Raw genomic sequence first — 10631 nt, 5'->3', positions numbered from 1 at the left:
GGCAGAGTGTTCCCGCACTCTGTCGGTTTTATTTTTCCCGCTTTTGGCTAAACATTTCACATTGAATATCAAATATTTAACCAGATTTGAGTCCATCATATCATGTCGGCGTACCAAATTCAAAACGTCTTTTGAAGCCTTTCAATGTACTTCAACGTACTTCACTTAAATATCTTTTTCCACCAGGGACGGTTCTCTTGCTCACGGATCGCCGCGATTTCCTTCCGAACCTCTAAAATGCTGCTCATCGCTTCATCCAGTCTTTTGCTTCGCTCTAGTTGGTGCGCTTGCTCGTTCCGGAGATCTGCAATTTGTTTTCGCAGCTCCCCAATCTCTTGCTTCTGGTCGGCCATTGTCTGCATGGCAGCGCTGAATTGAGTAAAAAGCATGTGGAGCTGCTCAGAAGGAACGAAAAGTTGTTGCTGCTGCGCTGCTGCTGTGGTCATTGCGGTTTCGTCATGAAACTCTACCGTTCTAGAAAACACGCGGCTTAGAGCCTCTTCAATATCCGTTGCGGTTTCGTTGCGCTTGAATGCTTCCGCAATAAACCGCAGCACTTCCGCAGCCTCGGGGAGGTATCGCTTTTTTCGGCCTTCGCCTACGAAGGGAATGAATGGTTCAAAGCGATCACGGTAGAAACGAACCGTAGATTCAGGAATCCCTAGTTGCTTTGCGATCTCTGCGATAGTTAATAATTTGCCGTCCATATTTTCACCTTCAAAAGGGAGTCATGGTTGTTGTTATTTGACGCTGGCTTAGACATTCCTCCAAAAGGAGTTGCTTAATAAGCAGCTCCTTTTGTCATGGAGATCAACTGAGTGAAGTACATGCCATAAAAGACCGTTAGCAGGATAGAGATCACAAGCATTTTGGGTTGGAAAGCGTCCCATTCAATAACTCGTTCTCTTTTCCCCTTCTTTTTCACAGTGATCTGGACGGAGTTGAAAGTGAAATAGTAGGTGATGAATAGGGCTAGTGTCAGGACAGATAAAATCATCCAATGCAGTATTAAAGCCATACATATCCCTCCTTTCGCCACGCCCCAAGGGGCGGGCGACCAGGGCAGCGCCCTGGACTGCAATTCGCTCGGCGCTGGCCAGGCCAGCCAACGAGGTTGGCTGGGGACTTTCCAGCTTGGTGTTCATCGCGCTCGTCAAGGGTTGCGCTACGCCGTCTGCGCCTTATGCTCCCTCGCTGCGCTCAGTCCGCTAATGCTCGCCGCCCTTGACGAGCTGCTCTGGGTTCATTCTCCTTCTTCTCCTGTCCCGTGTTCCCGTTCGAATTGTTTTCGCAACCGGCGATTCTCTTCCGGATCGCCAGTGCACAACTTGAAAAAATCGAGGCCGGTTTCTTCGTACATCTGCTGGAGAACATGTTCAAGTGTCTGTCTATCTTTCCGATGGGTGGGAAACGGAATTACCTTGTTCAAACAACCAGCTCCCTCAGAAACAAATTCCCAAGCGCTTGCGAATTTGAGGTAATGCTCCTTTGTTGATTATAGCTGCTCTTTCTCTAGTGATTCAGTTTTTGCTCTGTATTTGCAGCCTCAATTTTGGCATTTGTTCCTTTACCTTCTCACTTATAGACTTAGCGACCAGCTCTGCTTCTTCTACACTCTGAATGTCACACCACTTCTCGAAAATAGCCCCGATCTGGATGAGCTTCCGAGTGCGTTCCTTTCGCTCCTTTTGTTTCACCCGCGTTTCAATTTGTTGCTTTTGTGCGCGGAGCTGAACAATCTTTTGTTCAATCTCCTGCAAGCGTTCTGTTTCGCTTTTTCGAGCCATCTTCTCTCCCCCTCATCCATGCCTTTCCCACATGCTACCACTTTTTACATCGAACGAGCAATAACGCCTATTCTTGCCGAGCAGCTTGTGGTAAAATTATCCCGAGCGTAATGCGAAGGGCGCACTTATACATCGCTGCGCGATGTGTGCGGCAGGGGCTTTCGCCCCTTGCAACCCCGTCACGCCGTTGGCGTGAAATCGCTATGAGCGATTTGGAGGGATAAGAGCATGGCCTATTCAGATGAGCAATTAGAGAATTCGTTGCGGAACGCGAAGGCTTCCCTGGCAGTAGAAGGAATGATCGTTACTGACGAAGATGAAAAGCTGATTCGAGCAGCACTAAAAGCCGAGATTACGCACGAAGAATTTTTACGAATCGCGATGGAACGAGCATCGAAAGCAAAGTGATGAAAGGAGGGGCAAAGGCGTGGCGATCTATCATTTTTCGGTACAAGTTATTTCTCGCTCTCAGGGACGCTCTGCTGTCGCAGCAGCGGCGTACCGGGCCGGTGAACGACTGCAGGATGAACGGTACGGCCATACCTATGACTACACGAAAAAGAATGTGGCGGAACGTGCAATCGCTGCGCCGGAAAATGCCCCTGCCTGGGTAAAAGACCGCGAACAACTGTGGAATGCCGTGGAAGCTGCAGAGAAGCGCAAGGACGCGCAGCTCTGCCGAGAGATCAATATCGCGCTCCCGCGCGAGCTGACGGCTCTGCAGCAGAGAGAACTTGTTTCGACGTTTGTAACCGAACAATTTGTAAAGCGTGGCATGATTGCGGACGTGGCCATCCACCGAGATAATCCGGAAAACCCGCACGCCCATATCATGCTGACGATGCGGGAAATTACGCCGGCCGGCTTTGGCCAAAAGGTACGTGAGTGGAACGACAAGGGGCTCCTCGAGGCATGGCGTGCGGAGTGGGCCAATTACGCCAATCGCGCCCTGGAACGAGCCGGTTCCCAGGAACGCATCGATCACCGCAGCCTGGAAGCCCAGGGCAGCGACCGGCTGCCGACTGTTCATGAGGGACCGCATGTACGTCAGATGGAAAGCCGCGGCATCCGGACGGATCGAGGCGACCTCAATCGTGCTGTAGCCGAATACAATGGGCTTGTCGTGTCACTTGCAGCGTACCGCAGGGAGAAGGACGCCCTGGTAAAAGAAACGGCTCCTAGGGCCAATGTAGCGCCTGTGGAGAGCAGCCAGAAACAGGTTGCGGTTCTGATTGCGAAAGGGAAAGAAATCAAGGAGCAAATTGGTCGCATCGATGCGGATCTCAACCGGATCGAGGAGCGCTTGCGGTACTACAACGAACAGCAGCAGCGTATCAGTGATCGCGTTCGATTGGAGAAGCAGCTCAGTGATATGCAGCAGCAGGGGCGCAGTTTCTTCGGGCTGTATAACAAGAACAGCAAAGACATTGCGGAGCTGACACGGAAAATAGAACGCCTGGGCGAACGTATCCAGGAGCATGGCCGCTTTGCGCCTTCCGATCAGGAAGCCGTGGAGCTGCAAGCCCAACAAAAACAGCTTGAGCAGACGAAAAGAGAACTGTCTGGTCAATTCTTTGCCGTCCGCAATAAAGTGGAGCAGTTGAAGGCGGGACAGGAAAAAATAGAAACCAAGACCGTTACCGCAACGCTACGTCAGGTGATTTTGCATCTGAAAGACAAAGCGACTGGCGTTCCTGTCCGTTATGTAGAGGACGATCTGGATAAGCAAGTGGAGAAAGCGCGGTTTACCAATCGTGGCGGTGTAGAGCAGCTTCACTACCGGCTGCAGGATGGCACCGAGCGCAACGTGCTCTTCCAGAACCTGCACATGACGAGCCAGCAGCGTGATAGTATTTTCGACATGATCGGTGCAGCGATCAAAGGAGTAGAGCGCGCCCAGCAGCGTGACGAGGCAGATCGTCAGCGACAGATGAAGAAAAAACGAAGAGGGATGGAAAGGTAAATCTCCCTCTCTTTAGCCTGGAAAAATAGCGTCAAATCAAGGAGAAATTAATATCGTATACGGCTGCGTATCGTTTTTGGCAGGGAAATCATCACTAAAAAAAGGGTAGATAGTACGAATAGAAGGGAATCGTGTTTTCTTTCACCTTTATAATTTTCCGGAGTTGGAAGGTGCGGAACTAAGCATTGAGCTGCAATAAAAAGGAGCCGCACGGCTCCTTTTTACTTACGATCCAGTATGTAAAAAGTGATCACACCATCTTGTTGCATTTGATAACTCAATTTAATATAATGTTATCAAAGATAACAAGGGGGTCGTGATGATCATGATCATGGTGAGTAACGCTGAAATCGAAAAACTGTTTGGGTGGAAAAAAGGCAAGGCAGGAGTTTATGCCGGTAGAAACATCCTGCCCAACCCAGTACAAGTCCTGTCTTGTGGCAGGCTATGGAATCTTGAGGACATCCTGTTTACAGCAGCAGAGCGTGGATGGGAAGTCAACCAAGAAGCCCTGCGAGAGATCCACAAGTCTGTTGTCCAAAGCACACCGGATACTAAAGAGGTGTTACAAGCAGAGATTAACAGCATGCGAAATCACTTGCGAAGCCTACAGGATGAAATCGAGAAAAAGCAGAAGAACCATCAAGATTTGGACGATGCTTCTAAGGCCCTCGAGCGCCAAGTAGAACAACAACGTGCAAAGCTGGTTTTCATGCAAAACGAAGTTGCCGAACGCGAAACAAAAGTAGATCGGCTACGTGATGAAGAAAAACGACTTGATGAGTGGATAACAGTTAAACGAAATGGTGTTATAAAAGATAACAAAAACTAAATTAGATGCTGGAGTCCCTTTGCTTTGCCAGGGTTTTTTGTTTCTAGGGGAGATCCGGGAGTGGTGGAGAGCTGAACCTAGAAGTGCAATAAAAAAAGAAGAACCCGACCACAAATCGGATTCTTCTAACCGCTAGATGAAAGGGTAGGTGGGGTTGTCCACTTCCCTACCCAATCAATATTAGTCTATCCCTGGCCTAAAAAAATTACAAGGACGAGCGACGATTCTAATCAAGAAGGAATTGGGAAAAATTCCTTGACTCTGTCATAGAACCATGGTACCATGGTTCTATGAAACGTGGAAGGAGGACCGAAAATCGAGGAAGAAAAGGCGTACAAACCGATAAAAACCTATATCACAGATGAGCAGCACGAAGCCCTACGAAAGTTGGCTTACGAAACCAAACAAAGTATTGCCGAACACATAAGAATTGCTTTGGATTTGTACTTGAAACAGCAAAAATAACAGGACGTTCCCCCAAGCCTCGCAAGCAACAGGAACGTCCATAGGAGGTCTCTTGTATGAAACCTAGTTCTATTGTATCGAGCAGAGTCAAAAAAGCCAACAAAGGGAGACAGAAACATTCAATGACTCCCTGGAGGATCGTTTCTGCAGACGGTTACGATGTTCTACAATTTCGCGGTCAGTTTGATCCTAAACATGCTCCCAAAAATACTCGTTTGATTATTGCTGCTCCGGATCTGCTTCTATCGTGCGAGATGGCTTTAAAATTATTAGAAAATCCCGATGTAAACAGTAGGGAGCGAAATAAGGTAATTGAGCAGCTTCGTGCTTCAATCACCGCAGCTACCAGTTCAGTGAGCAAGTCGGTGAATGTAGGAGCTGCTAACCTATGAAAAAACACTCTCCGGAAGAACGTTGGGGGGATCTGATCAGACAAGAGGCAAACATGCGAGAAATCACGGGAAGCCTCTTTGCACAAAGACAGATTGAGGCGTTTCTACGGCAGCATGCTGTTACCCCGCGCTTCTTTTTTGGTAGTCCTCTTCTGGAGGGCTTCGCAATCATCCACGATCAAATCCCCTATGTAGTTATAAACAAAAAACTGTCTCCCGAAATCCAGATTCATGTTGCAAAACGGGAGCTGGCACACATCCAGTTAGGCCACTTAACCGAAGGGCAAAGCAGCCTTTTCCTCTCAGAACTTCAAAAGTATCAGGCTGAAATAAAAGCAAAGATCCAACCCGACAGGGAACTAGAGGAGAGAAGGAGCCTATGAAAACGTTCTTCAAAATTGCATTTGCAGTGTTTTTAGCGTTTGGTATCACTGGACAGACGCTAGCAAATGAATCAAAACCAATTAGCATTAAAGTGGACGGTGTAGTCGTTAATCTTCCAGACGCTAAACCATTCATTGACCCGGCCACTAACAGAACAATGGTGCCGATCCGTTTTATCAGCGAAAAACTCGGAGCCAAAGTGGAGTGGAATGAAGCGATTCAAACAGTGAAGATTGACCGGAACGGCAAGCAGATAACACTTAGGATCGGGGAGAAGAAGGCAACCGTTTCTGGAAAACAGATCACTTTTGATGCGTCTGCCATCTTAAAACAAAACCGTACCTTTGTGCCTTTACGGTTCATTAGTGAGGCTTATGATGCCCAGGTGGACTGGAAGGCAGCCGAACGTCTGATTTCCATCCAGACAAGGACACCAGTCATAAAGGACGCGTCCGGCCGAAATTTTCCGGTCGATAACAAAGACAAGCGCTTCCAAGCATTCCATCAGGGGCTACAGATTAAGAATGGAGTGCTGACAGGAACAGTTCCTCAGAATGGGCCCGGCTTGTATGTTGGTTGTCAAATTTACTTTAAACCGGGGCATAACCCAATCGCTGTTGTAGTTCAACCGGGAGAAAGTTTTTCATACAAGGTAGAGGAGATAAACGTACTCGGGATTACTATCATTGACCAGGCTAACAAGAAAGTTCTGGCTTCTTACACTTATCGTGATTTGCCTGCTCTAAACGCAGATGAGGATAAGCCAGCAGGAGGGCAATAAACGATGAAAAAAGGATTGCTTATCGCCGTTACACTTTCATTTGCTGTCCTAACTGGCTCCCTTGTTTATAGTCAGATAGGAAAACCTCAATTGCCGGAATCAAAAGAAGAACCTATAGCTACAACAGCAAGCGATCCCTTGGAGGGTTACAAAGGCCTCGAAAACGTTCAACCTATTCAGTCAGTCCAAGTAGGTGGAACTACACAAAATGGGGTTACTTACGGGGGAATAGCTTGGAATGGTTTGGTTGTAGGGTACACCGGAAAGTACAAGCAAATAGCAGGTTCATCACAAGTTTTGATTCCTCGTCTTGGTGGAGATACTTTCGGATTAATTGAGACAAATGTAACAGTGAAACGCTTGGGGTATAACGGACAAGTAGTACAAACCCTGACAGGGAAAGCTTTGGTCTTTGCTTCGTTAAGAGATACAGTAAATGCCGGTTATGTTATGGTCAGCCAAGAACAAGCCCCACAATGGGTTAAAGTATTGAATGGTAACCCTAACTATGTCTTTGACCCTAATAGGAGTAATATTTACAGCTATAAAATCACAGATCAAAAAACCATGACTGACTACGTAGCCTACAGTCTTGCTGACCTGGCCATTGCAAGCGGAGGAGCTGGAGATCCACCGCCTGGGGATGGTTTAACGAAAATAAATGATGACCTGTATCTCAAACGGGACGGCTTCAAAGCGACACCACGGCCAGTAGGTGGTATATCTGTCGGACCAGCAGTGCAATCACTTGCGGCAGCACCTATGGCATCAACGTTAGCAGCTACCCCTAATACGGCATCTCGATCATTATCTGCAGCTTCTTCCGATGGGATTCCGTCAGGTTTAAAACCAAGATATGTTGACGAATCAGGAAAACACTTCGCGGATATGGAGGATCTGCTCCTCGTTTTCGGAAAGTTTGATGGTCTGGAAGATAAACGATACCCGATGGTCTTTAGTAAAACGGGAGAAGAGATCTACGAAGTAAAAAAGTTAGAGAAGGAGAAGGTAACCATAACCGTAGGCGGTCAGATCGGGAAGATAATACGAATAGAAGGGAACCGTGTTTTCTTTCACCTTTATAATTTTCCGGAGTTGGAAGGTGCGGAACTAAGCATTGAGCTGCAGTAAAAAGGAGCCGCACGGCTCCTTTTTACTTACGGTCCATAGTGTTTAACATTATTTGACTTTGTTAAACCCTTATGGTGTTTCACCTGTAAAATAGCCAGTAAAATCATTTGTAAAATTGACTGTCACTAATAAACCTCAAAGCCTTATAAGATCAATATTTCTACGATTTACTTGGTTACTAGAAAACATCCTTTTTTCATCACTACAGTACGCAAAACTAACGCAAGACAAGCCAGGAAACATTTGCTAGACTTGAAGAAATGAGAAAAACCACCCGATGACTTTGGCCGGTCTGGGTGGCTCTCAACACTAGGCAGCAGCCTACCCCCAAGGGAGTAGTACGCCCTTTTCTTTTAAATTGTTACGCTTATCGTAGCATGGGGTAGGCTCTCCTGCAAGAGAAAGGGAGAGACAATTCAATGGATTTAAGGGAATTTTTGCTTTGGGAACAAGCGACACGCGACTGCATCGATGTAAAAAAGATTTACGTTGACATGGCCGACGACCTGGTGGCCGGTATCCTGCTCAGCCAGATCGTTTACTGGAACCTTCCAAGCAAACAAGGAAAAACGAAGCTGCGCGTGGAGAAGGATGGCTATTTGTGGCTGGCCAAGGGACGTGAGGACTGGTGGGACGAGTGCCGGATCAAGCCGCGTCAGTTCGATACTGCCTTTAAGAAGCTGGAAGAACAGGGATTGGTAGAGAAAAAAACTTTCAAATTTAACGGAGATCCGACCATCCATATCCGCATCCTCTGGGACAAGTTTCTGCCTAGGCTTCAAGAATTACTTTATCAGCTTGAAGTGGCCGCAACCGTTTCCGTCGAGGAAGAGGCGAACCACGAAACCCTTGATTTTGCTGGTTTTTACAAATCCGTTAAAACGGATTTACAGGCACAAACCCTTGAAAATACTGGTTTTCACGAATCTGTAAAAACGGAATCACAAATCCGTGAAATCGAGATTACAAATCCGTTAATTCCATTAACAGAGAATATATACATAGACTCAAAGATTGAGAGAGAGAGAGAGGAACGCACTGACGCTGCGTTCCCCCCTGCCCAATCTGATAAACAGTTAGAAGAAGAATATGAACTGCTGAAAGAGATTGCTTGCCGAATCTTTGGAATGCCTCGTGCTGAACAAGTCGATATAGAGAGTATCTGGAACCACTGGCATAATCGTTTTCCCCAGTACGATCTCACTCATCTGTACGCCGTGATGAGAGCTACCCAGCAAACGGCTCGAATTCGTGACGATCTAACCGGTATTATTGTGAAACGACTACCAAACGCAAAAGCAGCCTTAGTTCCAGTAAAGCAACAAGCCATGGATTACATAGCAAGTCTACGGAGAGAAGCGAAACGCGCGTAAACCGATTCTAACGGGGTGTATTTGCATTTTAAGATGCCAGGTGTATTTCGTTATGGGTCGATCAAGAAAAACGGCAAATAGAGGCAATTACGGCCGTCTGGTAACGTGTCGCTTACATGAGTAAGGGGGATTAGGCGTGAAAATTTATGATCTCGTGCTACAGCAGGGTCAGGTTATTCTGGAGAAAAAATTCAATCCCAAGAAAAATGTTTGGGTTTTTTATTGCGGCCAATGCCATGCAAAGGTAAGCAGGGATATACAGGAAAATTATTATGTCGGCTATTGGAGATCGGAAAATCAGGTTGATGGTCGTATGTACGAAAAAAGGTTTTGCTCTGAGGAATGTGCTGAGCTGGGCATTAAGAGAGAGAGGTTCCAGTCTTGGCGGCTTCCAAGACAACAAGATGGAACGAAACAGGAGTTTCACCACATCCTGTGTGAGTTACGACTCCGTCATAACATGACACCGGCAGAATTGGCGCTGAAACTTGCTCTGCCGGAGGACGCATACGACCAGATCGAAGCTGGCGCGATGGTTCCGGCCGGGGACACATTTGAGCGAATGACGGAGCTATTTGGCGTGTCATTCGACTATTTGCTCACCGGTGAACATGTAAACGCAACGTTCCAGAAGGTAAAGAACCAGCTTGTTTCGGTGTTTATGGCTGCGGATTTATCACAGGAGGAGATAACACAAGTCCTGGAGCGCATGTCGGAAGAAGCAGAGAAACGCTCAGACAAGGTATTTTACAACCGAATCTATGGGGACAATACGATTCTTTCATAAAGCGCAAAATACTCCCTTCTAGGCAGTCTGATGACCTGTGTCCACCTCCGCCGGTAGGTACGGAGCAGCCGTGACGATCGGGTGGGGAGTGTTCGGATTTTGAGAAGTTGGCCAAGATCCAGGGCAAAAAATCATTCGGATTTCATCGACACTTTCCTGGTTGGCCAACGAGCTGCAGCTCATCTTTTCTGCTCGGAATCCGAACGAAAAGAAAAAACGAGAAAAACGAAGCAAGAGCAAGATCGTGATTTTTGGGCAGCAACGCTGGTTTGTCCATAAGGGGAGGACATTTCGGGGAAGCCTAAAAGAGAATAATCGACGAAAACAGCGAAAAACGCCCAAATTTGAAGATTTGGACGTCTGTTTACATAAGGACCATTATCGGGACCCACTAGAGTTAGCTACACGCAAACCAATTATGGTGGCATCAATTACCGAATCATAGTAAAATTGGGACAAGTACATAAGACACGGCTCTCAAGGGTGGTCGGCTCATCTCCCATGTCGGAAACGGGGGGAGGTGAGAGATATGGCAATTACACATGAGATGTTATCTCTCTTGTTCCAGTTTGGCAGCTTCATCGTTGCTATGCTGGGGCTTATTGTGACAATTATTATTGCCCTGACCCAAAAAAAGAACGACCGCCCTTGAGCTTTGGCGAGCCAGGCGGTCATACTTTGACAATCTGATGTTTTGCTGAGCCGATCCCCTTGGGGGAGCGTCATTTGTACTCAC

At 47.1% G+C, this 10631-nt stretch carries 15 protein-coding genes; 11 read left to right on the top strand and 4 right to left on the bottom strand.

The features are described from left to right. Nucleotides 1-161: 161 nt before the first annotated feature. The 4 genes from JD108_RS22175 to JD108_RS22160 form a co-directional block, all read right to left on the bottom strand. Entirely contained in the window at nucleotides 162-707 is a 546-nt protein-coding gene (locus JD108_RS22175) for a MerR family transcriptional regulator (protein WP_198830250.1), read from the bottom strand. Nucleotides 708-781: 74 nt separating this feature from the next. Beyond that, nucleotides 782-1018, bottom strand: coding sequence for a hypothetical protein (locus JD108_RS22170; protein WP_198830249.1), 237 nt, complete (start codon nucleotides 1016-1018; stop codon nucleotides 782-784). A gap of 225 nt (nucleotides 1019-1243) precedes the next feature. Then, nucleotides 1244-1429 (bottom strand): hypothetical protein, encoded by a 186-nt coding sequence (locus JD108_RS22165; RefSeq protein ID WP_198830248.1) that lies wholly within the window; start codon nucleotides 1427-1429, stop codon nucleotides 1244-1246. Between the two features lie 91 nt (nucleotides 1430-1520). Next, on the bottom strand, nucleotides 1521-1787 hold the full coding sequence (locus JD108_RS22160) for a hypothetical protein (protein WP_198830247.1): 267 nt from the start codon (nucleotides 1785-1787) through the stop codon (nucleotides 1521-1523). Between the two features lie 228 nt (nucleotides 1788-2015). Here JD108_RS22160 and JD108_RS22155 point away from each other — a divergent pair, with 228 nt between their 5' ends. The 11 genes from JD108_RS22155 to JD108_RS22515 all read left to right on the top strand — a co-directional run bounded on the left by JD108_RS22155 (nucleotide 2016) and on the right by JD108_RS22515 (nucleotide 10547). Then, nucleotides 2016-2195 carry an antitoxin VbhA family protein gene (locus JD108_RS22155; protein ID WP_198830246.1) on the top strand — a complete coding sequence of 60 codons (180 nt, stop codon included), beginning with the start codon at nucleotides 2016-2018 and terminating at the stop codon, nucleotides 2193-2195. Nucleotides 2196-2214: 19 nt separating this feature from the next. Continuing rightward, nucleotides 2215-3750, top strand: coding sequence for a MobQ family relaxase (gene mobQ / locus JD108_RS22150; protein ID WP_198830245.1), 1536 nt, complete (start codon nucleotides 2215-2217; stop codon nucleotides 3748-3750). 319 nt (nucleotides 3751-4069) lie between these two features. Further along, nucleotides 4070-4582, top strand: coding sequence for a hypothetical protein (locus JD108_RS22145; protein WP_198830244.1), 513 nt, complete (start codon nucleotides 4070-4072; stop codon nucleotides 4580-4582). 297 nt (nucleotides 4583-4879) lie between these two features. Continuing rightward, nucleotides 4880-5047: a ribbon-helix-helix protein, CopG family gene (locus tag JD108_RS22910; protein WP_198830243.1), complete on the top strand. Its 168-nt coding sequence runs from the start codon at nucleotides 4880-4882 to the stop codon at nucleotides 5045-5047. Between the two features lie 56 nt (nucleotides 5048-5103). Next, on the top strand, nucleotides 5104-5439 hold the full coding sequence (locus tag JD108_RS22135) for a hypothetical protein (RefSeq protein WP_198830256.1): 336 nt from the start codon (nucleotides 5104-5106) through the stop codon (nucleotides 5437-5439). Then, entirely contained in the window at nucleotides 5436-5822 is a 387-nt protein-coding gene (locus JD108_RS22130) for a hypothetical protein (protein WP_198830255.1), read from the top strand. Before JD108_RS22135 ends, JD108_RS22130 begins: the two co-directional genes overlap by 4 nt. Further along, on the top strand, nucleotides 5819-6604 hold the full coding sequence (locus JD108_RS22125) for a copper amine oxidase N-terminal domain-containing protein (RefSeq protein ID WP_198830254.1): 786 nt from the start codon (nucleotides 5819-5821) through the stop codon (nucleotides 6602-6604). The genes JD108_RS22130 and JD108_RS22125 overlap by 4 nt, the downstream gene beginning before the upstream one ends. A gap of 3 nt (nucleotides 6605-6607) precedes the next feature. Continuing rightward, on the top strand, nucleotides 6608-7735 hold the full coding sequence (locus JD108_RS22120; RefSeq protein ID WP_198830253.1) for a hypothetical protein: 1128 nt from the start codon (nucleotides 6608-6610) through the stop codon (nucleotides 7733-7735). 419 nt (nucleotides 7736-8154) lie between these two features. Next, nucleotides 8155-9108, top strand: coding sequence for a hypothetical protein (locus JD108_RS22115; RefSeq protein ID WP_198830252.1), 954 nt, complete (start codon nucleotides 8155-8157; stop codon nucleotides 9106-9108). A 136-nt stretch (nucleotides 9109-9244) separates the two neighbouring features. Beyond that, nucleotides 9245-9895, top strand: a complete 651-nt coding sequence (locus JD108_RS22110) for a helix-turn-helix domain-containing protein (RefSeq protein WP_198830251.1) — start codon at nucleotides 9245-9247, stop codon at nucleotides 9893-9895. 529 nt (nucleotides 9896-10424) lie between these two features. After that, a complete protein-coding gene (locus JD108_RS22515; RefSeq protein WP_228728455.1) occupies nucleotides 10425-10547 on the top strand; it encodes a putative holin-like toxin in 123 nt (40 codons plus the stop codon). The last annotated feature ends 84 nt before the right edge of the window (nucleotides 10548-10631 follow it).

Origin of the sequence: Brevibacillus composti (assembly GCF_016406105.1) — a bacterium.
GTDB lineage: Bacteria > Bacillota > Bacilli > Brevibacillales > Brevibacillaceae > Brevibacillus > Brevibacillus composti.
This window is presented reverse-complemented; position numbering and strand designations above follow the sequence as displayed.

Excerpts from the sequence above, each read along its gene's own strand:
- JD108_RS22135 (WP_198830256.1), top strand. The coding sequence starts at position 5,104 with ATGAAACCTAGTTCTATTGTATCGAGCAGAGTCAAAAAAGCCAACAAA.
- JD108_RS22145 (WP_198830244.1), top strand. The coding sequence starts at position 4,070 with ATGATCATGATCATGGTGAGTAACGCTGAAATCGAAAAACTGTTTGGG.
- JD108_RS22155 (WP_198830246.1), top strand. The coding sequence starts at position 2,016 with ATGGCCTATTCAGATGAGCAATTAGAGAATTCGTTGCGGAACGCGAAG.
- JD108_RS22160 (WP_198830247.1), bottom strand. The coding sequence starts at position 1,787 with ATGGCTCGAAAAAGCGAAACAGAACGCTTGCAGGAGATTGAACAAAAG.
- JD108_RS22125 (WP_198830254.1), top strand. The coding sequence starts at position 5,819 with ATGAAAACGTTCTTCAAAATTGCATTTGCAGTGTTTTTAGCGTTTGGT.
- JD108_RS22120 (WP_198830253.1), top strand. The coding sequence starts at position 6,608 with ATGAAAAAAGGATTGCTTATCGCCGTTACACTTTCATTTGCTGTCCTA.
- JD108_RS22115 (WP_198830252.1), top strand. The coding sequence starts at position 8,155 with ATGGATTTAAGGGAATTTTTGCTTTGGGAACAAGCGACACGCGACTGC.
- JD108_RS22170 (WP_198830249.1), bottom strand. The coding sequence starts at position 1,018 with ATGGCTTTAATACTGCATTGGATGATTTTATCTGTCCTGACACTAGCC.
- JD108_RS22130 (WP_198830255.1), top strand. The coding sequence starts at position 5,436 with ATGAAAAAACACTCTCCGGAAGAACGTTGGGGGGATCTGATCAGACAA.
- JD108_RS22515 (WP_228728455.1), top strand. The coding sequence starts at position 10,425 with ATGGCAATTACACATGAGATGTTATCTCTCTTGTTCCAGTTTGGCAGC.
- JD108_RS22175 (WP_198830250.1), bottom strand. The coding sequence starts at position 707 with ATGGACGGCAAATTATTAACTATCGCAGAGATCGCAAAGCAACTAGGG.